26 protein-coding genes, 1 tRNA gene and 1 rRNA gene are annotated in these 25310 nt (G+C 65.9%); 19 read left to right on the forward strand and 9 right to left on the reverse strand.

The features are described 5' to 3' along the window. Positions 1-477 precede the first annotated feature (477 nt). A 5S ribosomal RNA gene (gene rrf, locus MJ956_RS17715) occupies positions 478-592 on the forward strand. Between the two features lie 159 nt (positions 593-751). Here rrf and MJ956_RS17720 read toward each other — a convergent pair. Continuing rightward, complete coding sequence (locus MJ956_RS17720; RefSeq protein ID WP_253965767.1) at positions 752-1474, reverse strand: pentapeptide repeat-containing protein; 723 nt, start codon at positions 1472-1474, stop codon at positions 752-754. Positions 1475-1807: 333 nt separating this feature from the next. Here MJ956_RS17720 and MJ956_RS17725 point away from each other — a divergent pair, with 333 nt between their 5' ends. The 4 genes from MJ956_RS17725 to MJ956_RS17740 all read left to right on the forward strand — a co-directional run bounded on the left by MJ956_RS17725 (position 1808) and on the right by MJ956_RS17740 (position 4954). Continuing rightward, the gene (locus MJ956_RS17725; protein ID WP_253965768.1) at positions 1808-2266 is read left to right on the forward strand and encodes a hypothetical protein; all 459 of its coding nucleotides are present in this window, start codon (positions 1808-1810) and stop codon (positions 2264-2266) included. A gap of 292 nt (positions 2267-2558) precedes the next feature. Continuing rightward, complete coding sequence (locus MJ956_RS17730; RefSeq protein WP_253965769.1) at positions 2559-3143, forward strand: ABC transporter substrate-binding protein; 585 nt, start codon at positions 2559-2561, stop codon at positions 3141-3143. Beyond that, positions 3140-3811 (forward strand): ABC transporter ATP-binding protein, encoded by a 672-nt coding sequence (locus MJ956_RS17735; protein ID WP_253965770.1) that lies wholly within the window; start codon positions 3140-3142, stop codon positions 3809-3811. Before MJ956_RS17730 ends, MJ956_RS17735 begins: the two co-directional genes overlap by 4 nt. A gap of 21 nt (positions 3812-3832) precedes the next feature. Next, positions 3833-4954, forward strand: coding sequence for an ABC transporter permease (locus tag MJ956_RS17740; protein ID WP_253965771.1), 1122 nt, complete (start codon positions 3833-3835; stop codon positions 4952-4954). A 5-nt stretch (positions 4955-4959) separates the two neighbouring features. On the opposite strand, the gene MJ956_RS17745 is transcribed toward MJ956_RS17740, so the two are convergent. Continuing rightward, complete coding sequence (locus MJ956_RS17745) at positions 4960-6123, reverse strand: lipocalin family protein (RefSeq protein ID WP_253965772.1); 1164 nt, start codon at positions 6121-6123, stop codon at positions 4960-4962. A gap of 143 nt (positions 6124-6266) precedes the next feature. On the opposite strand from MJ956_RS17745, the gene MJ956_RS17750 reads away from it, so the two are divergent. Further along, positions 6267-6947, forward strand: coding sequence for a lycopene cyclase domain-containing protein (locus tag MJ956_RS17750; protein ID WP_253965773.1), 681 nt, complete (start codon positions 6267-6269; stop codon positions 6945-6947). A gap of 316 nt (positions 6948-7263) precedes the next feature. Next, positions 7264-8586, forward strand: coding sequence for an acetamidase/formamidase family protein (locus MJ956_RS17755; protein WP_253965774.1), 1323 nt, complete (start codon positions 7264-7266; stop codon positions 8584-8586). 73 nt (positions 8587-8659) lie between these two features. Here MJ956_RS17755 and MJ956_RS17760 read toward each other — a convergent pair. After that, positions 8660-8749: transfer RNA gene (locus MJ956_RS17760), tRNA-Ser, on the reverse strand. Between the two features lie 367 nt (positions 8750-9116). Here MJ956_RS17760 and MJ956_RS17765 point away from each other — a divergent pair. The 4 genes from MJ956_RS17765 to MJ956_RS17780 all read left to right on the forward strand — a co-directional run bounded on the left by MJ956_RS17765 (position 9117) and on the right by MJ956_RS17780 (position 12436). Then, a complete protein-coding gene (locus MJ956_RS17765; protein ID WP_253965775.1) occupies positions 9117-9398 on the forward strand; it encodes a hypothetical protein in 282 nt (93 codons plus the stop codon). A 44-nt stretch (positions 9399-9442) separates the two neighbouring features. Beyond that, on the forward strand, positions 9443-10114 hold the full coding sequence (gene msrA, locus MJ956_RS17770) for a peptide-methionine (S)-S-oxide reductase MsrA (protein ID WP_253965776.1): 672 nt from the start codon (positions 9443-9445) through the stop codon (positions 10112-10114). 210 nt (positions 10115-10324) lie between these two features. Continuing rightward, positions 10325-11320, forward strand: coding sequence for a BMP family lipoprotein (locus MJ956_RS17775; protein WP_253965777.1), 996 nt, complete (start codon positions 10325-10327; stop codon positions 11318-11320). 174 nt (positions 11321-11494) lie between these two features. After that, entirely contained in the window at positions 11495-12436 is a 942-nt protein-coding gene (locus MJ956_RS17780; protein ID WP_253965778.1) for a nucleoside hydrolase, read from the forward strand. Positions 12437-13411: 975 nt separating this feature from the next. Here MJ956_RS17780 and MJ956_RS17785 read toward each other — a convergent pair. From MJ956_RS17785 to MJ956_RS17800, 4 genes are all read right to left on the reverse strand, one after another. Continuing rightward, on the reverse strand, positions 13412-14389 hold the full coding sequence (locus MJ956_RS17785; protein WP_253965779.1) for a hypothetical protein: 978 nt from the start codon (positions 14387-14389) through the stop codon (positions 13412-13414). A 2-nt stretch (positions 14390-14391) separates the two neighbouring features. Continuing rightward, positions 14392-14616, reverse strand: a complete 225-nt coding sequence (locus tag MJ956_RS17790) for a DUF6471 domain-containing protein (RefSeq protein WP_253965780.1) — start codon at positions 14614-14616, stop codon at positions 14392-14394. 182 nt (positions 14617-14798) lie between these two features. Beyond that, positions 14799-15020 (reverse strand): SlyX family protein, encoded by a 222-nt coding sequence (locus MJ956_RS17795; protein ID WP_253965781.1) that lies wholly within the window; start codon positions 15018-15020, stop codon positions 14799-14801. Beyond that, positions 15017-15478 (reverse strand): acyl-CoA thioesterase, encoded by a 462-nt coding sequence (locus MJ956_RS17800; protein ID WP_423724905.1) that lies wholly within the window; start codon positions 15476-15478, stop codon positions 15017-15019. Before MJ956_RS17800 ends, MJ956_RS17795 begins: the two co-directional genes overlap by 4 nt. A 311-nt stretch (positions 15479-15789) precedes the next feature. Here MJ956_RS17800 and MJ956_RS17805 point away from each other — a divergent pair, with 311 nt between their 5' ends. The 8 genes from MJ956_RS17805 to deoA are packed head-to-tail and all read left to right on the forward strand — an operon-like array spanning position 15790 to position 23147. Next, positions 15790-17322 carry an ABC transporter ATP-binding protein gene (locus tag MJ956_RS17805; protein ID WP_253965782.1) on the forward strand — a complete coding sequence of 511 codons (1533 nt, stop codon included), beginning with the start codon at positions 15790-15792 and terminating at the stop codon, positions 17320-17322. Continuing rightward, a complete protein-coding gene (locus MJ956_RS17810; protein ID WP_253965783.1) occupies positions 17319-17768 on the forward strand; it encodes a VOC family protein in 450 nt (149 codons plus the stop codon). Before MJ956_RS17805 ends, MJ956_RS17810 begins: the two co-directional genes overlap by 4 nt. Then, positions 17765-18907 (forward strand): ABC transporter permease, encoded by a 1143-nt coding sequence (locus MJ956_RS17815; RefSeq protein WP_253965784.1) that lies wholly within the window; start codon positions 17765-17767, stop codon positions 18905-18907. Before MJ956_RS17810 ends, MJ956_RS17815 begins: the two co-directional genes overlap by 4 nt. Beyond that, positions 18907-19875, forward strand: coding sequence for an ABC transporter permease (locus MJ956_RS17820; RefSeq protein WP_206456379.1), 969 nt, complete (start codon positions 18907-18909; stop codon positions 19873-19875). The genes MJ956_RS17815 and MJ956_RS17820 overlap by 1 nt, the downstream gene beginning before the upstream one ends. Positions 19876-19878: 3 nt before the next feature. Continuing rightward, positions 19879-20274 carry a cytidine deaminase gene (locus MJ956_RS17825; RefSeq protein WP_253965785.1) on the forward strand — a complete coding sequence of 132 codons (396 nt, stop codon included), beginning with the start codon at positions 19879-19881 and terminating at the stop codon, positions 20272-20274. Beyond that, positions 20271-21077 (forward strand): purine-nucleoside phosphorylase, encoded by an 807-nt coding sequence (locus tag MJ956_RS17830; RefSeq protein WP_253965786.1) that lies wholly within the window; start codon positions 20271-20273, stop codon positions 21075-21077. The genes MJ956_RS17825 and MJ956_RS17830 overlap by 4 nt, the downstream gene beginning before the upstream one ends. Next, on the forward strand, positions 21070-21831 hold the full coding sequence (deoC, locus tag MJ956_RS17835) for a deoxyribose-phosphate aldolase (protein WP_253965787.1): 762 nt from the start codon (positions 21070-21072) through the stop codon (positions 21829-21831). Before MJ956_RS17830 ends, deoC begins: the two co-directional genes overlap by 8 nt. Beyond that, on the forward strand, positions 21831-23147 hold the full coding sequence (deoA, locus tag MJ956_RS17840; protein ID WP_253965788.1) for a thymidine phosphorylase: 1317 nt from the start codon (positions 21831-21833) through the stop codon (positions 23145-23147). Before deoC ends, deoA begins: the two co-directional genes overlap by 1 nt. Positions 23148-23335: 188 nt before the next feature. On the opposite strand, the gene MJ956_RS17845 is transcribed toward deoA, so the two are convergent. Next, a complete protein-coding gene (locus tag MJ956_RS17845) occupies positions 23336-24508 on the reverse strand; it encodes a Shedu immune nuclease family protein (RefSeq protein ID WP_253965789.1) in 1173 nt (390 codons plus the stop codon). 142 nt (positions 24509-24650) lie between these two features. Then, positions 24651-25181 carry a retropepsin-like aspartic protease family protein gene (locus MJ956_RS17850; RefSeq protein WP_253965790.1) on the reverse strand — a complete coding sequence of 177 codons (531 nt, stop codon included), beginning with the start codon at positions 25179-25181 and terminating at the stop codon, positions 24651-24653. Positions 25182-25310 lie beyond the last annotated feature (129 nt).

The raw sequence follows: 25310 nt of genomic DNA on the forward strand, positions 1-25310 counted from the left end.
GAAGTGCGGCAACGCATGAAGCTTACCGGTACTAATCGCTCGATCGGCTTGATCATTCTCATTCGTCAATGTTCACCAATCCCGAGGGGGTTGGGAACATTGGTCTTGTTTGTTGGCCTCAATCGCCGGCGCGGAGATCCGTCCGCTTGGCTACGGGCTGACGCCCGCCGCTCCAGTCGGAGCGGGGCTGTCCTCGCGATACGCCGCTCACGCGGCACGCTCGGACGGCGCTCGATCGTCAAGGTCGGGCCCCAGGCAAACCAACACGCTTACCTCTCATGAAAATCTGCAAATCCAGCACTTCAACACCTGGCTCCGTCCGAGCGACGTCCCAACAGGGGCGACAGCTTACGCACGGCAGTCAGAGGCCGACCGGCCGACGCGCCTGATGGCGCGAAAGCCAAGCCCGCGGATGCGGGCGCCGGCGGTTGGGGCCCCCCAAAAAAGACCTTCTTCTCACGCTTTGCGATTTGCCGACCTGGTGGTTCTAGCGGGGCGGCCGCACCCGATCCCATTCCGAACTCGGCCGTGAAACGCCCCAGCGCCCATGATACTTCGTCTCAAGACGCGGGAAAGTCGGTCGCCGCCAGGTCTGCAAATCGCAAAGCTTCTCCATCTTCACAAAAAACCAGCCATATCAAAACGCCCCTCGCGCCCAAAAGCCGAGGGGCGTCTTGCGTTCGAACCGGCGCCACGCCTGCGCGCCGGCGCTCCGCGTTCGAATGCCCCCCGGCCCCGCCCCCAAGCCGCATCACTCCGTCCCGCACGGCCACCCCGGCGGATGCAACAAACCAGCAGGTAGCCGCGTGTTCGCATCGCCGCAGGCAATGGCGATCTGACCTTGCTCCAGACCGACCGCAGCCGACAAATCGACCCCCTCCAGTCGGGTCAAAAACAAATAGGCGCCACTGAAGTCGATAGGGCCCGATATGACGGCCTCGCTGAAATCGGCGCGGGCGAGATTGGCGAGGGGGTATACCGTGCCGGTCAGATCCGCCCCAACGAAAATCGCGCGACCCAGTTCGGCCTTCTCGAAACTGCTCCCGCTGAGGTCGGAATCCCGGAAGTCCGCCCGCTGGAGTTCCGCGCCATGGAACGCGGCGCCGCGCGCGGATAGCTGGGAGAGGTCCGTCCGATAACCTTCCACCTTGGTGAAATTGGCCTTGTCGGCAACAGCGCCGGCGAGCGATGCACGCACGAGTGCAGCCTTTTCAAGGTTCGCCGATACGAGCCTGGCGTTCCGCAGGTCGGTCTGGGTGAAATCGGTCTTCTGCAGGTTGGCGCCTTCCAGATTGGCGCTGGACAGAACCAGATTGCTGCGGTCGCAGCCGCTCCAGTCGATCCCCGCCTTCGGCGAGGCGGTGCATTTGGCCGCTCGCGCCACCGCCGTCGCGCCGACGACGATCGCGGCGGCCAGGAACAGTGCCGACGCGGCGGATCTGACGAGGGCGCCGGCGTCGGGGGTCGTCGGCATTACACGACCCGCTTGTCGGCCGTTTCGAAGCCAAGCATCGGTCTCGTCTTTCATCTCATACCTCGACGGATGGTCCAGCTGCCACGATGGATGCCGTCTTGGGACTATCATCCCCATCGCGAGCGGAAGCAATCGCGACGCTGCGATGTCGCCGGCGCGGACGCCGCGTCGTTCGAAACGGCCCGGTTGTCCGGTCCCGCGGGCCGAAGACCGCGCGATCATACCGGGGTTCCCGATCCAGCTGTTTCGGGTGGCGAAGCGCTTCGCTCGTGCTAGCTTCACCGCCGAGCGGCCGCCACCGGCCGGGCGAGTTTACGATCAAGGGAGCTTGAGATGCTTGACATCAACAAGCCGACGAAGACCACGCAACGCAGTGTCGTGGTGCAAGGCGCGCTCGATCTCGATCAGCCGATGCTCGGCCCGGTCGAGAATTGGGGGGACGCTCACCGCCAATACCGCGCCGGGCTCTTCTTCAAGGGGCAGATGGCACAGGAGGTCAAACTGTTTGACTCGCTAAATCCATTCCCGGGAGACCGGGCAGAGCAGCGGAACCACTTCGGCCGATGGCCTGTAGCTGCCGTTCGATCGGCCAATCCGACACCGTGCCACCGTGGTGAAAGCCGGCATTCATTTTCGCATTTAGCAATATCAACCGCCCGGTGGCGAGAACGAGACATATACCGCTGCTTCGTCATCGCCTGGGGGCGCGTTGACCAAGCAGATCATCTCGGCACCTTTGGCGCCCGTTTCGCGCCAAGATGCCAGTCGGTTCAGGAATCTTGGTCACGGTGAGCAGTAGTGCGTCGTTCCGATCGGCCCTTTCCATCGCCGACCAGGAATTGCGCGAACAAGAGCGCCCCGATGGGTGGGAAGACGCAGGATTCTGTCATGAAGACCAATGCGCCGATTAGAGTGCAAGGAACTGCGTTGTTCGAAAGGCGACGATAGAAGACGCGGCAGCGAACGAGCCCGAACGATGGTCAGGACCACAAGCTCTCCTTTGCGATCCGCCGACCTCACAGGCGGCAACGCGCGAGATGGTCGGACCAGTTTCACGGTGGCAAGCGGGGTCAGGGCCGCGGGCTTGGGTATATTCGGTCTGGCCCTGCTCGCGGCGGTCGCGATTGCCAACGGCGAGACCGCGACACGCATAGCCGAACGCGCCATCGCCAGCCTGCTCGTGGCAACCGACAAGCTCTCTGCCCGCGGCCACCTTCCGGATGCGGAACTGCAGTCGAAATTCAATCTCATCGCCGCGCGGCATTTCGATCGCAACGCCATGGCGCGGGCGGCACTCGGGACGCAACTTCCGGCCGAAGCGCGCGCCAACTGGAGCGGCTACCGCCGGGCCTACGATGCCTTTCTCGCCAAAAGTTTCGTTCGCGGCGTCCGCGATGCCGGTGCCGCGGTGTCGGCCGTCAAGGGCGCGCGAATCGGACCGAGCGCCTCCCCCGTCGTGGCTTCCGAGAGTCGGACCAGAGGCCGCCGCGCCGACATATTCTGGCTGATGTGCCGCGATAATCCGCGGCGCGGTTGCGATGTCGAGGTTGATGGTATCCGGGCCTCGGCGCGCCAGCGTGCCACCTTCGTCCGCATCATCGCCGACGGTAGCTTTGCCAGGCTCCTCGACGAACTCTCGTCCGGGCGGATCGTGGACCGGCTGCTTTGAGCGGCGAGGCGATCCGGGCCGAGGCGTTGGTCAAGACCTTTCGCGACCGCAAGGCGCGCGCCCTCGACGGACTGGACATCGCCGTCCAGCGCGGCGACATGACTGCCATCGTCGGACCGAGCGGCAGCGGCAAGTCGACCCTTCTTTATGCGCTGTCCGGCTTGACCGAGGTCGACTCAGGTCGAATCGCGATCCTTGGCGAGCGACCGGCGGACGCGGCTGACTGGACGAATCTTCGCGCGCGCCGCATCGGTCTCGTCTTTCAAGAGGACTGGCTGCTGCCGACCTTGACTGCGGCCGAGAATATCGAACTGCCGATGCTCGGTCTCGGGGCGAGCAGCGCCGAGCGACAGTCGCGGGTGCGCGGCCTGCTGGACGCCGTCAAGGCCGAAGGCTTCGGCGACCATTGGCCTGCCGGCCTCTCGGGCGGCGAGCGGCAGCGCATTGCGGTTGCACGCGGCCTTGCCAATCGACCGGAGATACTGCTTGCGGACGAGCCGACGGGTGAGCTCGACAGCGTCAATTCGCGCGCCATCATCGACCTTCTGGTCCGGCTTCGCGCCGAGGCGGGGCTCACCGTCCTGATTGTCACCCATGACGAGACCGTGGCGGCCGCCTGCCAGCGACGTTTCCAGGTGATCGACGGGAGAGGGCGCTATGTGTCGTGAAGGCCTCACGGGAGGTGGCCGGTGAACCTGTCCTCACTCGCGCTCCGAAACCTGACCGCCCGCAAGGGGCGGACGGCGGCGACGATCGCCGGCGTCCTTCTGTCGGTCGCCTCCTTCGTGGCGCTGGTGGGTCTGGCGCGAGGCATCGAACAGTCGCTGCTCGCCGCCCTCGAGGCGCGTCAGACCGATGTAATCGTTACCGAGGCCGGCGCTCTCGACCTGATCTCGTCGATCGTCCCGGAAACGCTCGCCGATGATCTCGCGCGAGCGCCGGGCGTCGTCGCGACGGCGCCGGAAATGAGCCGGGTGACGACACTCGGCAGCGGTGAGTCGGCGATCGTCGTCGCCTGGCCGGTCGGTAGCTACCCGTGGCGCTCGCTCGACATGATCGCCGGGCGCTTGCCGGGCGCCCAGGATGGACGGTCCGCTGTCATCGGCACCAGCCTCGCCGAGCGCCTTGGGGCGGGCGTCGGCGACCGTCTGGAAGTATTCCAGGCGGAATTCGCCGTTGTCGGGATCGCCGGCTCCGCCTCCGTGTTGACCCGCAATCTCGTCTTCATCCCGCTGCCGGTCGCCCAGACGCTGATGTTCCGCGAGGGCCAGGCGACATCGATCAACGTCCGTCTCGATCAGGAGGCCAGTCCGCAGGAGCGCCAGCGGCTGGCGCTGGACCTGAAGGCGGCCTTTCCCAATTATGCCGTCGAGGAGACCGAGAATCTGGTCGACAGCCACACCTTCGCACGCATCGCTGACGTGGTCTCGACCACCATCTCGATCATCGCGCTGGCGACCGCCGTCCTCGCCATCCTCAACACCATGACGATGGCCGTAAACGAACGGCGGGGCGAAATTGCCATCATGAGCGCCGTCGGCTGGCCAAGACGAAGGATCGTGGCAAGCATAGTGCTGGAAGGCGTTGTCCTTGCCGCGCTCGGCGGTGTGCTTGGCTCCGCCGTGGGCGTTGCCGCGGCTCGTCTGGTGTCGGCACTCCCGGTCGTCGCCGGGCTTGTCGTGCCGGAGATCAACCTGGCGCTCGTCACTCTTGCGGCACTGGTTTCGCTCGCCATCGGCCTTGTCGGATCGCTGCTGCCGGCGCTGCGGGCGGCGAGTTCTCCGCCGGCCGACGTTTTGCGCGGCCGATAGCCGGTTCAGCCGCCAAAGCCCCGGCGCATCCGCCGGGCAAGGTAACGGGCGACGGTGTCGGCATAGCCATAGCCAAACAGTTCGAGCCGGCCATGCCCGGCCACTTCCCGGCCGGCGAGGTGGCCCGACGCCGTCACGGCGCCCTCCCAAATCGCCGAAGCGCCATAGACTGGAATTTCCTGATCGCGCCGCACCGGGACGACGTCGATCACGCCGTCTTCGGCGGGCAGCAAGACCCGACGCGCAACCGGATAGCGGGCGCCGCTTCGGTGGCTGGTCCAGTAGCCATGCGGCGCCGGCGCGAAGCCGCCCGGCGTCAGCCGCGCCGACCGCTTGTCGAAACGGACGACGAAGCCGTTGCCGAGCGGGCCGGCGCCGACCGTGTAGCCGCGCTGGATGAGGAAGTCGGTGCCGTCCTCGAGCGTCAGACCCAGCCAGTCCCAGCCCGAAAGCTGGATGCCGTCGTGCCCCCGCACCAGCAGCCAGCGATCGAGCGCGCCCCACTGGCGGTCGATCCAGGCATGTCCGTTGACTTGTCGGCCCCCAATCTCCCCGGATACGGCCAGGCGCGGGCAGCAGATGTAGCGATAGGGCGAAGCCACCGCCGGATCGAGGCGACCGCCATCCTCGTCCATCCACGGCCGTTGCGGTTCGAGCCGCAGCCGGGCGGCGCCATTTGCCCCCGTGGGCAGCGCAAGTTCGAACCCGCCATCCGTTGCGGCGAAGGCAAAGCCGTCCCAGTGGATCGCGAACGTGTCGGTCCCGAGCCAGGCGCCGTCGGCGCGGGTGTCGATGCCACCTTCGCTTGCCGAACTTTCGACATCCGCCAAATGGCGCCGCAGCACAACGGACGCCAGGGCTGGCGCGTAGTTGGCTTGCGCTACGGTCCGCGCCCATGCCCTGTGCACCGCCGCGACTGCCGGCGTAATGCGGCTGACGACATGGGGCGTCGTCGCGCCGTCGAGGATATGCAGCAGCAGCATGTGCGCCGGTTCCGGAGCCGCGCGCGCAACGCCATTGATGACGAAGAAAGCGGCCATGAAATGGACCGCCGGCGCGTCGTCGCCCGCGACATGCCCCTGCACGAACCACCATTGCAGTTCGGCCCCGGCGACGGGCAACAGATTCGGCACGCTCCCACTGGCGTTGAGGTCGAAAGATGTCGGCATCAGTCCTCTGATCCGGCGTCCTCCGCATCAGGCACCAGCTTGTCGCCGGGCGCAAGTTCCGGGCGGGCCAATGCTTGTTCGTCGACGGATTTCGCCAGCATCGTGTTCTGGGACATGATGCCAAAGGGAAAGTGGGAGGAACAATGGCGACCGCCGATCTGATCGCCGATCACGGTTATCTGGTGGCCGCCCTGATCGGCCTGCCCGGCGCGGCGCTGGCCATCGTCCTCGCCGGGCGCCTGAGGTGGAGCATTGTCGTGGCCGGGCTGGTCGGTATGGTCCTTGCGCCGCCGGTGATCCTGTTCGACGCGACGTACTGGACGCCGACGAGGATCGGCGGCGGTATGTGGGGTTCCGAGGACATCCTCGTCAGCTTCAGCCTCGGCGCCGGCGTCTGGTTCGCGGCCATTGTGCCTTGGCGCGGGCGGCTGCTCCTTTCCGCCGCTTGGGGGCCTGCGCTCCGGCGCCTTGCGGCCATCGCCACGCTGACCACGCTGACCGCTATCGTGGTCCACACCGTCGGTGCGTCGAATACGGGAACACTGGTGATCGTGATGGCGGCGACGGCCGTGGTCCTCGGCGCATGGCGACCAGTCCGACTGCGCTACGCGGCGGCAGCACTCCTGCTTTATCCGCCATACTACGTTCTGGTTCTCTTTGCCGCCGCCGCCTTGGTGCCGGGATTCTTCTCGATATGGAACGGACCCGAGCTGAGCGGCGTGCGCATCGCCGGCCTGCCCATCGAGGAAATCGTCTTCGTGGCCGCCTTTTCGGTGAGCTTTCCGCTGATCATGGCGACCGTTCTCGACGCGGACTGCGGCTGACGATGGGCGAACTCCTCGATCACGGTGATCTGGTCGCCGCGCTCATCGGCCTGCCGGGTGGCGGGCTCCCATCGTGCTCGCAGGCCGGCATCGCCGCAGTGCCGTTGCCGCCGGGCTGATCAGGCATTGGACCGGATCCGCCCTTGTTCGCATCCGGGATGATCCTGGAGACGACCGCCCTGCGAATATGACGGGGCAGGTAACCGCGCGGTTCTGGAACCGGCTGTTTCGAGTGGCGAAGCGCTTCGCTCGTGCTAGCTTCACCGCCGAGCGGCCGCCACCGGCCGGGCGATTTCACTACCAAGGGGAGCGTTAGATGCTTGACATCACCAATCCGGACAAGGCCGCGCAACGCAGCGTCGTCGTCCAGGGCTTCACCAACAGCGTGCTCGACCCCGACCAGCCTATGCTCGGCCCGGTCGAGAACGGCGGAACGATCATCGCCAACACCGCGCCGGGCTGCTGGGGCCCGATGATCACGCCGCGGCTGCGCGGCGGCCATGAGGTAACCCAGCCGGTCGAGATCTTGGGCGCGGAACCGGGCGACGGCGTCATCATCCGCATCCGTGACATCAGCGTGACCTCGATCGCGACCGCGTCCGGCCACGACAGTTCGCCGGAAGGCTTTTGCCTGGGCGATCCTTATGTCGCCGCGCGCTGCCCGACCTGCGACACGCTCTGGCCCGAGACCCATGTCGAGGGGATCGGCGGCGACGCGGTCAAATGCGATGCCTGCGGCAACACGGTGAAGCCCTTCGAGATCGTGCATGGCTATACTGTGGTGTTCGACGAAACGCGTCATGTCGGGGTGACGATGCCCAAGCAGGCGGCCGAGACCATCGCCCGCGACGCCCATCATTATGCGGCGCTGCCGGATCAGTCGGTGCAGCACCCGATCCTGACCTATGCGCCTTCGGACATGCCGGCGGTGATGGTGCGCATGCGCCCCTTCCTCGGGCAATTGGGCACGACGCCGTCGATGCCGCTGCCCGATTCCCACAATGCCGGCGATTTCGGCGCCTTCCTCGTCGGCGCCCCGCATGAATACGCCATCACCGCCGAACAATTGGCCGAACACAAGACCGACGGGCACATGGACATCGACGCGGTGCGCCCCGGCGCGGTGCTGGTCGCGCCGGTCAAGGTGAAGGGCGCTGGCGTCTATATGGGCGACATGCATGCCGCCCAGGGCGACGGCGAGATCGCCGGCCACACGATGGATGTCTCTGGCAGCGTCACGCTGCAGGTCGAGGTGCTGAAAGACTATCCGATCGATGGACCGGTGTTGTTCCCGCTGCTCGAGGATCTGCCACCGCTGGCCCGGCCCTTCTCGGAAGCCGAGCGCGCCAAGGCAGAGCGGCTGGCCAAGACCTGGAAAATCAAACAGCTCGAGAGCTCGGCACCGATTTCGGTGATCGGCACGGCGCCGACATTGAATGAAGCGATCGAGAACGGGCTGGAGCGGGCGGCCAAGCTCCTGGACATGTCCGTGCCGGAGGTGCGCAATCGCGCGACGATCAACGGAGCGATCGAGATCGGCCGCGCGCCGGGGGTGATCCAGGTGACCTTCCTGGCGCCGCTGGACCGGCTCGACAAGGTCGGGCTGGGCGATATCGCGCGGGCGCAATACGATCTGTGACAGATCTGGCTGGCGCGGGCGATCGCGGCCCGCGCCGGGCGGGGCCGGACAAACGCACAAAATTGCAGGAAAATGGCGGAGAGAGAGGGATTCGAACCCTCGAGACGGTTTCCCGCCTACACACTTTCCAGGCGTGCGCCTTCGACCACTCGGCCACCTCTCCGTGCTTTCGAACTGAAAAGCGGGAGGTTGCATCCCGCTCTCGTCGCCTCCCCGCAACGACATCCCTCTCCGGAATTCATCCGCGCCGAACGGACCGGCGAAGCGAAACGCCGGGGGTCGATGCCCTGTCTCGAACAGCCGCGGACTATAGCCAGAACGCTCCGCGGTTCAACCCGCGAATTCAGCAAACTTCCGGGATGCTCCCAAGGGCGCTACATTGCCGCCGACGGGGGCAATCCCCACATGGTATCGGAGTAGGTGATGGCGGTCCCGCGGCCGTTCCGATCTTCGCGCGGGCAGAGGGCGGAGCGGTGGTCCGACGGGTCGCCAAATGACAGGATGGGAGCGACAGGATCATGCGGTTTTTGGTGCGTCTGATCGGCAGCCTCCTGCTGGCCATCGCCGTCGTGTTCGCCGTCGGCGACATCGCCCGCTCGCTCGCCGATCAAGTCACGCATCTGGTGAGCGTGAGGGAGGCGCTGGCGATGATGGGCGGGAGCCTGGAGCCGTCCGGTGTCCAGAGCGCGACGGTGGCCGCCATGCTCGCCGAGATCGGCCGCTGGTCGGTTTCGATCACCGCCGGTGTCGCGGGTCTGGTCCTGCTCTTCGCCGGACGCGAGCGCAAGAGGCGTCGCCGCCTGGTCCGCTGAGGCCTGTCCGCTGGTGCCCCTGGGCGCCGAACAAGGAGTAATTCATGTATATTCTCGATATGTTTTCCAAGAAGATGAAGCTGCCGGGACACGAAGAGGCGCTGCCGGGACGGGCCGAGCCGATCGACACCGCCGAGACCCATTTCGTCAACGGCCACCCATTGAAGCCGCCCTTCCCGGATGGCCTGGAGACGGCGATCTTCGGCATGGGCTGCTTCTGGGGCGTCGAGCGCAAGTTCTGGCAGCTTCCCGGCGTTCATGTGACCGCCGCGGGCTATTCGGGCGGTGCGACGCCCAACCCGACCTATCAGGAAGTCTGCACCGGCCAGACCGGCCAGAACGAGGTGGTGCTGGTCGTCTTCGACCCGGCGGTGATCACCTACGAGCGTCTGCTTGCGACCTTCTGGGAAGGCCACGACCCGACGCAGGGCATGCGCCAGGGTAACGACATGGGCACCCAGTATCGCTCGGCGATCTATACATCCTCGCAGGCGCAGGCCGACGCCGCCGAGGCTTCGAAGTTGGCCTATCAACAGGCGCTCGCCAAGGCCGGCCACAAGGGTACGATCACGACCGAGATCGAACCGGCGAGCGAATTCTATTACGCCGAGGCCTATCACCAGCAATATCTCGCCAAGAACCCCAGCGGCTACTGCGGCGTCGGCGGCACCGGAATCTCCTGTCCGATCGGACTGAAGACCGAGGCGGCGGAATAGCGATCGCCGCGCCGGCGGGTCTTGCCCGAGGTGCCGGCGGGATTCCCGGCGCGCGCGTTCGTAGCCGAAGGCGCGGATTTCAGATGATTCTCGCCGCGCCCCGTGCCAGTCTCCCGGCAGGCGCGGCCCGCGTCGCAGCCCGCGACATCCCGCCGGCGGCAATCCGGTGGTTTTTCAGACCCATCATCTGCAACAGGGATCGGACAATCCATGAAACAGTTCCTGGCCGGACTTCTCGCCACTTCCATCCTCTCGGTCACCGCGGCGTCGGCCGCCGAATTCGCGCCGGCGATCCTCTACGACCTCGGCGGCAAGTTCGACAAATCCTTCAATGAGGCCGCCTATAACGGCGCCGAGAAATACAAGGCCGACACCGGCACCGAGTATCGCGAGTTCGAGATCGTCAACGACGCCCAGCGCGAGCAGGCGCTGCGGCGCTTCGCCCGGGACGGGGCGAGCCCGATCATCTCCGTCGGCTTCGCCCAGGCCGCCGCGCTGGAAGCGGTGGCGAAGGAATATCCCGACACGAAATTCGCCATCATCGACGCCGTCGTCGACGCCCCGAACGTGCGGTCGATCCTGTTCAAGGAAGAAGAGGGATCGTATCTGGTCGGCATTCTCGCGGCGATGAAGTCCGAGACCGATACGGTCGGCTTCGTCGGCGGCATGGATATTCCGCTGATCTCGAAATTCGCCTGTGGCTACAAGGGCGGCGTCAAATCGGTTTCGGCCGACGCCAAGGTCATCGAGAACATGACCGGCAGCACCGGCGCGGCCTGGAACGACCCGGTGCGCGGCGGCGAGCTGACCAAGGCGCAGATCGACCAGGGGGCCGACGTGATCTTCCACGCGGCAGGCGGCACCGGGATCGGCGTGTTGCAGGCGGCCGCCGACGCCGGCAAATACGGTATCGGCGTCGATTCCAACCAGAACGGCCTGTTTCCCGGCAACGTGCTGACATCGATGGTCAAGCGCGTCGACAACGCCGTCTATTCGACCTTCGAGGACGCGGCGAAGGATCAGTGGACGGCCGGCACCATCACCTTGGGGCTGGAACAGGACGGGGTCGGCTACGCCATGGACGAGCACAATGCCGAGCTGGTCACCGAGGAGATGAAGGCGGCGGCCGAGGAGGCCAAGGCCAAGATCATCGCGGGCGAGATCGCGGTTCATGATTACTCGACAGATTCGGCTTGCCCTTACTGACGTAGCTTGCAACATCACCTTCGCCGAGGCGCCCTTTCGGGGGCGCCTTTTTTCTGCGGTGCCCGGCATATCGCGCCGGCCGGGTGCGATGCCGCCAGGCACGGGCTCAAGCTCTTTCTGTCTGACGATCCCGGTGTTATCGGGGCGCGGAACAGCGCGCTGGAGTGATGCGGCATGGCCGAAAAAGTGATCTTCGATACCGATCCGGGACAGGACGACGCCGTCGCGATCCTGACCGCGCTGGCCTCGCCGGACGAGATCGACATCCTCGGCATCGTCACGATCGCCGGCAACATCCCGATCCATCACACCACCCGCAACGCCCTGCGGCTTCTGGAACTTACCGATCGCACCGACGTGCCGGTCCACGCCGGATGCGCGCGGCCGCTGCTGCGCAATCTGGTCACCGCCGAGCACGTCCACGGCCCGACCGGGCTCGACGGACCGGACCTGCCGGAGCCGACGCTGACCGCCCGGGATGCCCACGGCGTCGACTTCCTGATCGAGACGATCCGCGCGCATCCCTCCGGAACGATCCGCCTCCTGGCGCTCGGGCCGCTCACCAATGTCGGGTTGGCCATGACCAAGGCGCCGGACATCGCGGCGCGGCTGAAGGACATCGTCCTGATGGGCGGCGGCTGTTTCGAGGCCGGCAACATCACGCCGGCAGCCGAGTTCAACATCTTCGTCGATCCGGAGGCGGCGGCGATCGTCTTTGCCAGCGGCGCGGCGATCACGGTCCTGCCGCTCGACGTGACCCATCAGATGCGCTCGACCCGGTCGCGGATTGCCGCCTTCGGCGATCTCGGCAACCGCTCCGGCGCGGCGGTGGCGGCGATGCTCGGCTTTTCGGAGCGGTTCGACGTCGAGAAATACGGCTGGGAGGGCGCGCCGCTGCACGATCCGTGCGTCACCGCCTTCGTGCTGCAGCCGGATATCTTCACCGGACGGTCGGTCAATGTGGCGATCGAGACCGCCAGCCCGCTGACGCGGGGGATGACGGTCTGCGATTACTGGGGCGTCACCGACCGGCCGAAAAACGCCGTCTGGGTGCGCTCCGGCGATTCCGAGGCGTATTTTTCGCTGCTTACCGAACGGATCGCCCGGCTGCCGTAGGGGGACCACGGCGCGCGACATCGCCCGCGCCGCTCGCGCGGCCGGCACTGGCATTTCCCCGACAATGGCTTCGCCTCCTTCCGCTTCGCTTCGTTTCCCTTGTCCCGCCCGTAAGCTCCTCGGCATTCGCCTCGTCGCTGGCGGGACCCTGGTCGCCGCCTTCCCTCGCGATGCTCGGGAGAGGCGGCGGGACGCCGGAGGCGAACCCTCCGACTGTTTTAAGTCAATACGGTCCGCCTCCGGCATCCCGCGCGGTGTCTGAGCAACCCTTCGACACGCAAACCCCGCCTTTCTCATGGGCTTGCGCGCGCTGCCGGATCTTCACGCCCCTGGCGGGGGCGTTCAAGTGGACCCAGACCACGGACCCCTCATCAGTGGGGGACGGTCCGGCGGGAGCAAAGGGCCGTCCGGGCCGGGGCTTCTCCGGAAGAAGCCCCGTCGCGGACACCGCACCGCCAGGGATTTCTCCCCTTGGCCCAACGAACGATCCCGGTGATCATTCGCGCCCGTTCCGTGGGCCGGCGGTGAGGGGAGTATGCGGGAGGGGGAAAGAGGGGGGGAGAAGTTTTTTAGGGGGCGGCCGGCTTTTCGGAAGTTGCGCGGACTCGTTATCCCGGTGGAAGCTTCGGGCGCGGGCATCCAAACCGCGTCATCCCGGCCTTGAGCCGGGACCCATGCCGCGACGTTTATCCCCATCCTGTCCGTCAACGGATTGGCAGCTCGAGCGGCTTGGCATGGATCCCCGCCCGACGGGCGAGGATGACGACTGTGTTGGACGATTTCGCCAATTATCGAAGCCTGAGGATGACGCACGGCACAGCGGCTTGGCGCCTTCTCGCCCCTTGTGGGAGAGAAAGCCTTTTCGCGCCCTTATGTAGCAAACGCACCAAGCGTTTTCTGCCGGCGCGGTCCTACAGAAAGGACCGCGCTATGAGCGCAGCGAAATTGATAGCGAACACGGTGGCCCTTGCCGGGCTATCCGTCGCCTATCTTGGTCTGTTCCCGCCAGTAGCCTTCAGGAACCCCATCTGGAGTATCGGCCTCGCCTATCTCGGCGAAGGACGGCCCGCTCCATCGTGCGTAGCAGCGAACATCATACCGGGTGCCAAGGTAGTCGACATATTCGACAGCGGCGTAGAGCCAGAACCCGCTTCCGGAATTTATAGCGTCCATTTCGGCAGCGGACCATTCGATCCAGACCTTTTCCTTGGTTGTGGCAATGTCGTTCGGACGGACAGGAGCCTCAAACCGAACGTCTTGCGGGTAAGCAACATCGCGAGAGAGATCGCTTGCGGTGGAGTGGCCATATCTGACCCGCTTTATGATGGCAGCGGTTCGCCCAAAATTCTCAAGCGATATTACGGCAAGAGTCCTGCGGGAGGGCACCCTTCTGGGAGCGATGCGGGCGATTTCGGGCAACTTTGCAAGGTAGACGTATGGGATGTCGGCGCGCAGCGTAAGCCGAGCCTGTTCACTGGTGATGAGCGTTGTTCGGCGCGCTTCGTCGACGGCACCCTCTGCCGCACGGGCGGCCACGCCAGTGTCAACGGCGGCTTGTCGTGTGTAGAGAAGCGTCCGGTAAATCAGGTAGACACCAAATGCCGTGAGAACGGCCATGAACCACGTGGCATACACGACTTGCACCGTGCTACGCGCCATGCTTCGCTGGGCGTCGAGATCGGCTTTGGCAAAATACTGTTCGCCATTTTCGGCATTGTCGGCGGATTCTCGGGGTACCTGATCGCTGGTTCCGGAGTTCCCGAAACCGTGCGCACCCGGCGCAATGGGTGGGACGATGCGTGGCGAGTGGCTTTGGGCTTCGCGATAGGTGCTGGGAGCGTCTTGGTCGCCGTTACGCAGATCGTCGGTTAGCCAGATGGCTGATACGAGCACGATGATCACAAATGCGGCGCCTGTCGCCGCGCCCATGAAAAGTCGCACGATCCGCCCCATCGTTAATCTAGCCTGATCGTTTCAGACCCGATCGCCTCATAGCACGCTGCCATGAACGCTGCCGTGAACTTGCCCCGCGACAGCTTGTTGCGGACGTTCACTTCCTTTTCCTCGACACCGATCGCCGCCAGTTTCTCAACAAGCTGGGCATAGGTCACGCCCTTTCGCTTCAACTCAGCCTTGAGGATGTTCGCCACGCGGGCTTCCCAATCGGTTCGTTCAACCATCACGTATCGCCTTCGCATAAAAAAGTAACGCAAGCGATACGTATGCCCTTGTCAGCGGTACGTAAATGTACTATATCCATTGCATAGGTAATGGAACGAGAAATCGGCTCTACGTTGCGTGTTGGTGTGAAGACACTGCGAATCAATCTCCCACGAAACGCTGATTCTTGATGATTTGACGCTCAGTAATGCGGCGGCTTGGTGATCTCGGGCTTGGGAGTCGCGACCTCTTCCAGGGCATCGAAGCGCTGGCCGAGCGATTTGAGCGTGCGCTGCATCCGCTCGATCGTCTCGAAGGCGCGGCGCAGTTCCTCCGAGAGTTCCTCGATGGTCTGGGCCTGATGCGCCGCCATGATCTCCAGATCCTGCACGCGCTCGCTGATCTCCGCCTGTTTCTCGCTCATGCCGCGATCTCCGCAAGTTTGGCCCGCAACCGGCCCGCGATCGGCGTCGGCCGCCGCGTCGCCCGGTCGACATAGACATGGACGAAGAAGCCCTCGGCCGCCGCAATCTCCGCCTCGCCGCGAAACAGGCCGACCGCGTACCGCACTGATGACTGTCCCAGCTTCGCAACCCGAATGCCCGCCGTCACCGGGTCGGGAAAGGCGAGTTCGCCATGATAGCGGCAGCCGGTCTCCACGACGAGGCCGATTTGCGCGCCGGCATGGATGTCGAGCAGGCCGTTTTCGATCAGCCAGCCATTCACCGCCGTATCGAACAGCGCATAATGGACGACATTGTTCATATGGCCATAGACGTCGTTGTCGGCCCAGCGCGTGGTGAGCGGCAGGAAGGCGCGGTAGGCGCCGCGCTCGCCGGGCTCGCGGCGCCCTGCCGCCTTCATGTCGGTCGAAGCGGTCATGTCTCTCCTCGGGTCGTCTGTCGAAGGTCGCCCTGCGCGGTTTCGTCGCTCTTCCATACAAGGCATCGTTTTATCGCGAAACCGGTTCCCACTTGTCGAACCGATGCTGTAGGCTCCAGGCACTAGTGGTCTGATTTCGACATTTGCATCCCGCTTGGAGCACCCTGGCAAGCAAATGTCGAAATCAAAGAACCACTAGCAACTTTATGACTCTTGTGGATTTTTCCAATTTGACATTTGATTTCGAGTCCGCCGCACGTGGGTATCAAATGCCAAATTCAATCCACTAGCGGCCAGTCCAGAGTGAGCGCATGCCCGATCCGGCGATCGAACTGATCGACATCGACAAGAGCTTCGGCGCCGTCCGGGCGAACAAGAAGATCAACCTCACCGTCGCGCGCGGCACGATCCACGGCATCATCGGCGAGAATGGCGCCGGCAAGTCGACGCTGATGTCGATCCTCTACGGTTTCTACCAGGCCGATTCCGGCGAAATCCGCGTCGGCGGGAAGACGGTCGAGATCGCCGATCCGAACGCGGCGATCGCCGCCGGCATCGGCATGGTCCATCAGCATTTCATGTTGGTCGAGAACTTCACCGTCGTCGAAAACGTCATGCTCGGCGCCGAACAATCGCCGCTGCTGGCCTCCGGCATCGCCAGGGTGCGGGCCGAACTGAAGCGTCTCGAAGAAGACCACTCGCTCGATGTCGATCCGGATGCGGTCGTGGAAGAACTTCCCGTCGGCCGGCAGCAGCGGGTGGAAATCCTCAAGGCGCTCTATCGCGGCGCCGACATCCTGATCCTCGACGAGCCGACCGGCGTGTTGACGCCGGCCGAGGCCGATCACCTCTTCGCCGTGCTGAAACAGCTGCGCGACCAGGGCAAGACGATCATCCTGATCACCCACAAGCTGCGCGAGATCATGGCGATCACCGACGCAGTGTCGGTGATGCGGCAGGGCGAGATGGTGGCGACGAAGACGACGGCCGAGACCGCGGTCGGTGAACTCGCCGAACTGATGGTCGGCCGGCGCGTGCTCCTGACCGTCGACAAGGACGACGCCGCACCGAAGGACGTCAAGCTGAAGGTCGACGGGCTGACGGTGCGCGACCGGCGCGGCGTCGTCATGGTCGACAACGTCTCCTTTTCCGTGCGGGCAGGGGAGATCGTCGGCATCGCCGGGGTGGCCGGCAACGGCCAGTCGGAACTGCTGGAAGCGCTCGCCGGAATCCGCAAGGCCGAAGCCGGGCGCATCGAGATGCTCGGTCGGACGATCGATCCGACCGTCGAGGCCGACCCCGCCGCGATCCGGGGCATCGGCTGCGCCCATGTGCCGGAGGACCGGCACAATACTGGTCTCGTCCTGGCCTTCGAGGAGAACGAAAACACCATTCTCGGCTATCAGCGCGATCCCGGCTTTCAAAAGGGCTGGTTGCTCGATCTCGACGCCATGCGCCGGGACGCGGCGAAGAAGATTGCCGCCTACGACATCCGCCCGCCGGACTGCCGGTTGAAGACCGCGAGCTTTTCCGGCGGCAACCAGCAGAAGATCGTGCTGGCGCGGGAGATGGAGCGCGATCCCGACCTGCTGTTGATCGGTCAGCCGACGCGCGGCGTCGATGTCGGGGCGATCGAGTTCATCCACCGGCGCATCATCGAGATGCGCGATGCCGGCAAGGCGATCCTGCTCGTCTCGGTCGAACTCGACGAGATCCGGGCGCTGTCCGACCGGGTGCTGGTGATGTTTTCCGGCCGCATCGTCGGCGAACGCAGCCCGGACGCGGACGAGGGCGAGCTGGGCCTGTTGATGGCGGGTGTGGAACAACAGGAGGCCGCGGAGTGAACCCTGCCCGCGTTTCTCTCGTCACCTTGGGCGTCGAGGATGTCGCTCGCGCCGTCGCCTTCTATGAGGCGCTCGGGTGGCAAAAAGCGCCGCAGAGCGTGGAATCCACGGCCTTCATGGTCGGCGAGGCGATCGTCTTGGCGCTGTGGCAGCGGAGCGAGATGATCGCCGATGGCGGCGAGGGCGATCTGCCGGCCGGTTCCGGTTCGGCCGGCCTGGCTGTGAATTTTCAGTCCGAGGAAGCGGTCCTGGAGGCCTATGAGAAGGCGGTCGCGGCGGGAGCGCGGGCGGTCAAACCGCCGGCAAAGGTGTTCTGGGGCGGCTTCTCCGGCAATTTCCGCGACCCGGACGGTCATTTGTGGGAGCTTGCCCATAACCCGTTCTTCAAGCTCGATGCGCGCGGCCATCTCGACCTTCTGACGAGCGGAGATCAGTCGCCCCGATGAGTCGCCCCTACGCCAAGCTGCCCGGCTGGATCGACTACGGGCTCATTCCGCTGGTCAATCTGATCGTCGCCTTCGCCGTCGCCGGCCTCGTCGTCCTCATCGTCGGCGAAAGCCCGGTCGAGGCGGCGGCGCTGATGATCCGCGGCGCCTTCGGCTATGGCGAGGGGATCGGCTTCACGCTCTATTACGCCACCAGCTTCATCTTCACCGGCCTCGCCGTCGCCGTCGCCTTCCATGCCGGGCTGTTCAATATCGGCGGCGAGGGCCAGGCCTATGTCGGCGGGCTGGGCGTCGCGACCGTGGCGCTCTCCCTCGGCGGCATCCTGCCCTGGTGGCTGAACCTGCCGCTCGCCGTCTGCCTGTCCTTCGCCTTCGGCGCGGCCTGGGCGTTCATTCCCGCCTGGCTGCAGGCGCGGCGCGGCAGCCACATCGTCATCACGACGATCATGTTCAACTTCATCGCCGCCGCGCTGATGGTCTATCTGCTCGTCAACGTCCTGAAGCCGGCGGGAACCATGGCGCCGGAAACCCGCACCTTCGAGGCCGGCGCGCAACTGCCGAAGCTGCGCGGCCTGTTCGACCTCTTCGGCGTCTCGCTCGGCGGCGCGCCGCTCAACGTCTCGCTGTTCGTCGCGCTTTTCGCCGCGTTGCTGGTCTGGGTGCTGATCTGGCGAACGCGGCTCGGCTACGAAATCCGCACGCTCGGCTTTTCGCCGCGCGCGGCGCGCTATGCCGGCATGTCGGAGACGCGGCTGATCGTCGTCGCCATGGCGATTTCCGGCGGCCTCGCCGGGTTGATGGCGCTCAATCCGGTGATGGGCGACCAGTACCGGCTCTTGATCGACTTTCCCGGCGGCGCCGGCTTCGTCGGCATCGCCGTCGCGCTGATGGGCCGGGGCCACCCGGTCGGCATCGTCGTCGCGGCGCTCTTGTTCGGCGTGCTCTATCAGGGCGGGGCGGAGCTGTCCTTCGACATGCCCACCATCTCACGCGACATGATCGTCATCATCCAAGGGCTGGTCATCCTGTTCGCCGGGGCGCTGGAGAACATGTTCCGGCCGGGGGTCGGCGCCGCCTATCAATGGGTGCGCATGCGTACCGGCGAGCCGGCCGGGGTCGACGTGGAGGAGGCGCGGTGATGGATTTCGGCGCCTGGATCAACGTCATCGATTCCACCATCCGCCTGTCGACGCCGCTGCTCTTCGCCGCGCTGGCGGGGCTTTATTCGGAGCGCTCCGGCATTTTCGACATCAGCCTGGAAGGCAAGATGCTGATCGCCGCCTTCGCCTCCGCCTCGGCCGCCGCCGTGTGGGGTTCGGCGTTTCTCGGGCTCTTCGTCGGCATCCTCGCGGCGGTCGGCTTCTCGCTCGTCCACGGGCTTGCCTCGATCACCTATCGCGGCAACCAGATCGTCTCGGGCGTCGCCATCAACTTCATCGCCGCCGGGCTGACGATCATTCTCGGCCAGAGCTGGTTCGGCCAGGGCGGGCGCACGCCGAGCCTGTTCGGCGGCGGGCGGTTCGAGGCGATCGACCTGCCGGGCGCGGCGGCGATGCGGGACGTGCCGGTCGTCGGGCGGATCTACGCCGACATTCTCTCCGGCCACACGCTGCTCGTCTATGTCGCCTTCGCGATGGTGCCGATCACCTGGTGGGTGATGTTCCGCACGCGCTTTGGCCTGCGGCTTCGGGCCGTCGGCGAAAACCCGGCGGCGGTCGACACCGCCGGCATCTCGGTCGCCTGGCTGCGCTACCGGGCGGTGATCATCTGCGGCATCCTGACGGGTCTCGCCGGCAGCTATCTGGCGGTGGCGCAGGCGGCGGGCTTTACCCGCGACATGACCGCCGGCAAGGGTTACATCGCGCTGGCCGCGCTGATCTTCGCCAACTGGAAGCCGGTGCCGGTGATGTTCGCCTGCCTGCTGTTCGGCTTTCTCGACGCGATCTCGATCCGCATCCAGGGCGTGCAGCTGCCGGTCATCGGCGAGATCTCGGCGCAGTTCGTCTCGGCGCTGCCCTATATTCTCACCGTGGTGCTGCTCGCCGGCTTCGTCGGCAAGGCGACCCCGCCCAAGGCGGGCGGCGTGCCTTATGTGAAGGAACGATAGACGATGGCGGACGACCTCTTCGCCCTGGCGAAGTCCGCCATGCGGCGCGCCCACGCTCCCTATTCCCGGTTTCCGGTCGGAGCGGCGCTCAGGACGACCGACGGGCGCATCTTTTCCGGCTGCAATGTGGAAATCGTCAGCTTTCCCGAAGGCTGGTGCGCCGAGACCACCGCCATCGGCCATCTGGTGATGGATGGCGGCGGGCGCATTGCCGAGATCGCCGTCGTCGCTAAAAAGCTGCCGCTGTGCAGCCCCTGCGGCGGCTGCCGGCAGCGGATCGCCGAATTCGCCTCGCCCGAGACCAAGGTGCATCTCTGCGACATCGACGGCGGCGTCCAGGAGACGGTGACCATGGGCGAACTCCTGCCGCGTGCCTTCGCGACGGACAACCTGTCGTGACGCCGGCCGCCGCCTTCCTGCGCGCGCGGCTCGGCGCGCGGCGCCCGGTCGCGGCGATGGTGCTCGGCTCCGGCCTCGGCGCGCTGGTCGACGCGGTCGAGGACGCCGTGCGCGTTTCCTTCGCCGACATTCCCGGATTTCCGGTCAGCGGCGTCACCGGTCATGCCGGGGAGGTGGTTGCCGGACGGCTCGGCGGCCGCGACGTCCTGATCCTCTCGGGCCGCGTCCATTACTACGAGACGGGCGACGCGGCGGTGATGCGGCCGGTGATCGCGGCGGTGCGCGATCTCGGGGTCAAGACGCTCTTCCTGACCAATTCCGCCGGATCGGTGCGCGAGGACATCCCGCCGGGGTCGGTGATGATCATCGAGGACCACATCGGCTTTTCCGGCCGCAATCCGCTGATCGGCGAAGCGTCCGACGCCCGTTTCGTCGGCATGACCAGCGCCTACGATGCCGAGCTGCGGCGCCGGCTCGCGGAAGCGGCGAAGGCCAGCGGCGAGAAGCTGTTCGGCGGCGTCTATCTGTGGTTCTCCGGCCCGTCCTTCGAAACGCCGGCGGAAATCCGCATGGCCCGCATTCTCGGCGCCGACGCGGTCGGCATGTCGACCGTGCCGGAGACGATCCTCGCCCGGTTTTTCGGCCTCAAGGTGCTGGCCGCCTCGGTCGTGACCAATTACGGTGCGGGGATGACCGGGGCCGAGCTCTCCCACGCGGAGACCAAGGAGATGGCGCCGAAGGGCGGCGCGCGGCTGGCCCGCATTGTCCGTGAAATGCTCGAGAACGGAGGCTTCGATGGATGAGACCGCGCGGCGCCGGCGGGCGTCGGATCTGATCGCCTGTCTCGATCTCACCAATCTCGACGAAGACTGCAGCGAGGCCGACGTCGCGGCGCTATGCGAGCGGGCCGCGACGCCCGCCGGGCCGACGGCGGCGATCTGCATCTGGCCGCGCTTCGTCGCCTTCGCCAAAGCCCGCCTCGATCCCCGCATCAAGATCGCGACGGTGGTGAATTTCCCTGAGGGCGGCGACGATATCGCGGCGACGGTGAAGGAGACCGAACAGGCGGTCGCCGACGGCGCCGACGAGATCGACATGGTGATCGCCTATCGCCGGCTTCCGGCCGATCCCGCCTTCGTCGAGGAACAAATTCGAGCCGTGAAGGCCGCCTGCGGCGCGGCGCGGCTGAAGACGATCCTGGAAACCGGCGAGCTCAAGGCGGCCGAGACGATCTGGCAGGCCGCCCATGCGGCGCTCAAGGGTGGCGCGGATTTCCTGAAGACCTCAACCGGCAAGGTCGCCGAGAACGCGACGCCGGCGTCGGCGCGGCTGTTGCTCGAGGCGATCGCGGAGGCCGGCGGCCATGTCGGTTTCAAGCCGGCGGGCGGCATCAAGCGTTTCGAGGACGCCGACGGTTACTACCAGCTTGCCGAGGCGATCTGCGGGACCGGCTACGCGACGCCCGCGCGCTTTCGGATCGGCGCTTCCAGCGTTCTCGGCGATCTCCTGGCCGTTGCGGCCGGCGCGGCGCGGGCCGGTGCCAAGGCCGGATACTGATGCGGCTGCCGCAGGAGATCATCCGGGCCAAGCGCGACGGCGAAACGCTCGACGCGGCCGACATCAAGGCGTTCATCGACGGTTTTGCAGGCGAGCGCGTCACCGAGGGCCAGGTCGCGGCCTTCGCCATGGCGGTGTTCTTTCGCGGCATGAGCCAGGATGAGACCGTGGCGCTGACCGAGGCGATGCTCCACTCCGGCGATGTCCTCGACTGGGCCGGCCTCGACCGGCCGGTGGTCGACAAGCATTCGACCGGCGGCGTCGGCGACAATGTCTCGCTGATGCTGGCGCCGATCGTGGCCGCCTGCGGCGCCGCCGTGCCGATGATCTCCGGTCGCGGGCTCGGCCACACCGGCGGCACGCTCGACAAGATGGAGGCGATCCCCGGCTATTCGGTGACGCCCGATAACGCCACTTTCCGCCGGACCGTGTGCGATATCGGCTGCGCCATCATCGGGCAGACCGGGCGACTGGCGCCGGCGGACGGCCGCTTCTACGCGATCCGCGACGTGACGGCGACGGTCGAATCGATCCCGCTGATCACCGCCTCGATCCTGTCGAAGAAGCTCGCCGAGGGGCTCGACGGCCTGGTGCTCGACGTGAAATCGGGGTCCGGCGCCTTCATGGTGTCGCATGAGGATGCGCGGGCCCTGGCCGCGAGCCTCGTCGCGGTCGCCAACGGCGCGGGCCTCAGGACGACCGCCTTGCTGACGCGCATGGACGAGTCGCTGGCATCGGCCGCCGGCAATGCCGTCGAAATCCGCAATGCCGTCCGCTTCCTCACCGGGGCGCAGCGCGATGTGGCGCTCGAAGAGGTGACGCTGGCGCTCGCGGCCGAAATGCTGCTCTCGGCCCGTCTCGCGCCGGATCTCATCGAAGGGCGGAAACAGGCCGACGCCGCGCTTGGCGACGGGCGGGCGGCCGAGACTTTTGCCAAAATGGTCGCGGCGCTGGGCGGCCCCTCCGACTTCGTCGAGCGGATGGAGGATTATCTGCCGGCCGCGCCGATCATTCGGGAGATCGTGGCGGACGAGGACGGTTTTGTCGCGACGGTCGACGCGCGCCGGCTCGGCCTGGCCGTGGTCGAACTCGGCGGCGGGCGGACCCGGCCGCAGGATGCCGTCGACCATGCTGTCGGCTTCAGTGATCTGGCGCTGATCGGCCGCAGGCTGATGCGCGGCGAGAGGCTGGCCCGCGTGCATGCCCGTGACGAAGCGACGGCCGAGAGGGCGGCGGCCGCGCTCCGCGAGGCCTACGGGCTGTCCGGCGAAGCGATCGAGCGTGACGCCTCGGCCGTCCTGGAACGCTTCGGCTGAGGTGGGTAGCCAATTCCGGAGGCTCGCAGCGATGGACCGCTGTTAGCGCTCGACGGTCCTCGGACATCCGTTCCAGCAGGGTCTAAACCAAACGGCGTCCCGGCATCTTCTTTAGACCCTAATGGAACGGCCGAGCCGCTTTCACTGGACTTGTTCCGCTGGACTGCGCCCCAGCGTTATTTCTCAACTTACGGACTTCCGTCCCGTGTTATGAACCGCGCCCGCTCGAGCAACTCGTCGAAGGTTACGATGTCGATGGAGCGGGTCTCTCGGCGGAACAACTCGAACGTGTCTTGCAGCACCTGCGCAGTCCGTGGGTTGCTCGCCGCTTCAAATTCCCCACGCGAGCCGATCACGAGGATCGTCTTTGCGTTGCGTGTTCGAGCCTCCAGCCGACGAGCGCCGTCGCGAGCGAAGTGCTCACCGCTGCCCGCGAAGGCCAGCCACTCCGCCTTCTGCTCAAGTATCTGCGACACCGCGCCAATGAACTCGGCGCTGAACGCCCGCGTTCCCGCACGACTTCCCCCGCCGCCCTGCCTCGCCCGGAAGATCGGCGTGTCGGGTCGCTTAATCTCCACAATCACGGTGTAGTCTGTAAAGCTCATAAGAAAGTCGACCACGGGCTTGTTGCGGTTGTCTGTGCCGCCGCCAGAGACCGTCATCTCACGGTCGAAGGTACCCATGACGCGGTAGTCGAGCCCGTAGCCGAAGACCCATGGCTCGCGCTCGAAGAAGTCCTGCCACTCCCGCTCGGACCAAAACCCGTTTTCAATTTGCCGTTCGAACGCCTCCAGCGCTTGCCGCCGCCCGAGCAGGATATTGACCTCCTCGGTTGAGAGCGATCCCTGCAGTGCCCCCAAGAACGCCTCGCGGTCTTCGCCGCTCATCGTCCGGATGCGCTCCACGATCCCGCGGTCGGCGGCATCGATGATCGCCTTGCGGCCGGTCCCGGTTGAGATGTCCTCAATGTCGAAACGATCCTCGTTCGACAGATCGATGAACGCGATCCGGTCGAGAAAGGCCAGCAGGCGTCGGAACTCATCGCTCCGAAAGGTGAAGGTGTGTTCCTCTTGGCCCTGATACCAATCTCCCTTTCGGGACTGGAAGCTCTGGATAGTGAGGCGGCGCACTGCCTTCTCGTCCTGCGTGACCACGGCTGTCACCTGTGTCTTGCGCTTTTCGCCCGACAGACGCAGGCAAAGTGCGCCCTCCACCTCGCCAAGGTGGAGGATGTCGGAGCCTTCTATGACCATTCGCACGTTGCGCAGCCGTTCCGCAGTATGGGCGCCGTAGGTGAAGACTTTGGAGATGTAGGTCTTGGCCGCTTGGCGCAGGCGGAAGAAATTATATTCCTCACTCATGACTGGATTGTGCGGAGCATCGAGGGCGTTGACAAGTGGCCGCCTCGGCCGAGAAGCCCTGCGAAGGGCGCTTTCGCCCTCCTACGGCAGCTTGCTCCCACAGCAGACCACCACCGTTCGCCGGCCTGCCTCCCCCCGATCACTACTGGCTCAGCGTCAGGCGGCCGTCCGCGATCTCGAATTTCGACAGGCGGCTCAGAAAGCTCATGCCGAGCAAGGTCACCGGCAGGGTGCCGTCGCGGGTGACCAGCGCCTCGACGTCGCGCAGCTCGATCGGCCCGAGCTGGAGACGGTCGATCCGGGCGAGCGCCGCCCTGGTCTCGCCATTGGCGGTCTGCACCGTGTGGCGATAGTCGGTCCTCGCCGGCACGATGCCGAGTTGCCGCGCGGTGGCCTCGTCGATCGCGACGAAGGTCGCGCCGGTGTCGACCAGCACCGGAACCGGCCGGCCGTTCATCCGCGCGTCGGCGCGAAAGTGGCCGCTCCGGTCGGCGCGCAGCAGCGCGACGCGGCCGGAGGGGCGGGTCTCGACCGCCGCGTCGATGATCTTGGGGGGCGCGTCGATCGTCTCGACCTGTCCGGTGAGCATGCGCGCGCGATATTCCTCGAAGGCCGACGGGGCCGCGAGCGCCACCATCGACGACAGGACGAGGACAATCACGAATTTCTGCATCGGCCGATCCGCGCGCCGTTTCGGAAAACCGGACCAGCGTAGCGCATCGCCGTTAACGTCCGCGAAAGGGCTTGGTGGCGGCGGGCGGATTTCGTCGGCGCGGTTGCGAAAGCGTTAACGCCCCGCCGG

Origin of the sequence: Aurantimonas marianensis (genome assembly GCF_024195285.1) — a bacterium.
Taxonomy (GTDB): domain Bacteria; phylum Pseudomonadota; class Alphaproteobacteria; order Rhizobiales; family Rhizobiaceae; genus Aurantimonas; species Aurantimonas marianensis.

Excerpts from the sequence above, each read along its gene's own strand:
- MJ956_RS17720 (WP_253965767.1), bottom strand. The coding sequence starts at position 1,474 with ATGCCGACGACCCCCGACGCCGGCGCCCTCGTCAGATCCGCCGCGTCG.
- MJ956_RS17725 (WP_253965768.1), top strand. The coding sequence starts at position 1,808 with ATGCTTGACATCAACAAGCCGACGAAGACCACGCAACGCAGTGTCGTG.
- MJ956_RS17745 (WP_253965772.1), bottom strand. The coding sequence starts at position 6,123 with ATGCCGACATCTTTCGACCTCAACGCCAGTGGGAGCGTGCCGAATCTG.
- MJ956_RS17750 (WP_253965773.1), top strand. The coding sequence starts at position 6,267 with ATGGCGACCGCCGATCTGATCGCCGATCACGGTTATCTGGTGGCCGCC.
- MJ956_RS17755 (WP_253965774.1), top strand. The coding sequence starts at position 7,264 with ATGCTTGACATCACCAATCCGGACAAGGCCGCGCAACGCAGCGTCGTC.
- msrA (WP_253965776.1), top strand. The coding sequence starts at position 9,443 with ATGTATATTCTCGATATGTTTTCCAAGAAGATGAAGCTGCCGGGACAC.
- MJ956_RS17775 (WP_253965777.1), top strand. The coding sequence starts at position 10,325 with ATGAAACAGTTCCTGGCCGGACTTCTCGCCACTTCCATCCTCTCGGTC.
- MJ956_RS17780 (WP_253965778.1), top strand. The coding sequence starts at position 11,495 with ATGGCCGAAAAAGTGATCTTCGATACCGATCCGGGACAGGACGACGCC.
- MJ956_RS17785 (WP_253965779.1), bottom strand. The coding sequence starts at position 14,389 with ATGGGGCGGATCGTGCGACTTTTCATGGGCGCGGCGACAGGCGCCGCA.
- MJ956_RS17790 (WP_253965780.1), bottom strand. The coding sequence starts at position 14,616 with ATGGTTGAACGAACCGATTGGGAAGCCCGCGTGGCGAACATCCTCAAG.
- MJ956_RS17795 (WP_253965781.1), bottom strand. The coding sequence starts at position 15,020 with ATGAGCGAGAAACAGGCGGAGATCAGCGAGCGCGTGCAGGATCTGGAG.
- MJ956_RS17800 (WP_423724905.1), bottom strand. The coding sequence starts at position 15,478 with ATGACCGCTTCGACCGACATGAAGGCGGCAGGGCGCCGCGAGCCCGGC.
- MJ956_RS17805 (WP_253965782.1), top strand. The coding sequence starts at position 15,790 with ATGCCCGATCCGGCGATCGAACTGATCGACATCGACAAGAGCTTCGGC.
- MJ956_RS17815 (WP_253965784.1), top strand. The coding sequence starts at position 17,765 with ATGAGTCGCCCCTACGCCAAGCTGCCCGGCTGGATCGACTACGGGCTC.
- MJ956_RS17820 (WP_206456379.1), top strand. The coding sequence starts at position 18,907 with ATGGATTTCGGCGCCTGGATCAACGTCATCGATTCCACCATCCGCCTG.
- MJ956_RS17825 (WP_253965785.1), top strand. The coding sequence starts at position 19,879 with ATGGCGGACGACCTCTTCGCCCTGGCGAAGTCCGCCATGCGGCGCGCC.
- deoC (WP_253965787.1), top strand. The coding sequence starts at position 21,070 with ATGGATGAGACCGCGCGGCGCCGGCGGGCGTCGGATCTGATCGCCTGT.
- deoA (WP_253965788.1), top strand. The coding sequence starts at position 21,831 with ATGCGGCTGCCGCAGGAGATCATCCGGGCCAAGCGCGACGGCGAAACG.
- MJ956_RS17845 (WP_253965789.1), bottom strand. The coding sequence starts at position 24,508 with ATGAGTGAGGAATATAATTTCTTCCGCCTGCGCCAAGCGGCCAAGACC.
- MJ956_RS17850 (WP_253965790.1), bottom strand. The coding sequence starts at position 25,181 with ATGCAGAAATTCGTGATTGTCCTCGTCCTGTCGTCGATGGTGGCGCTC.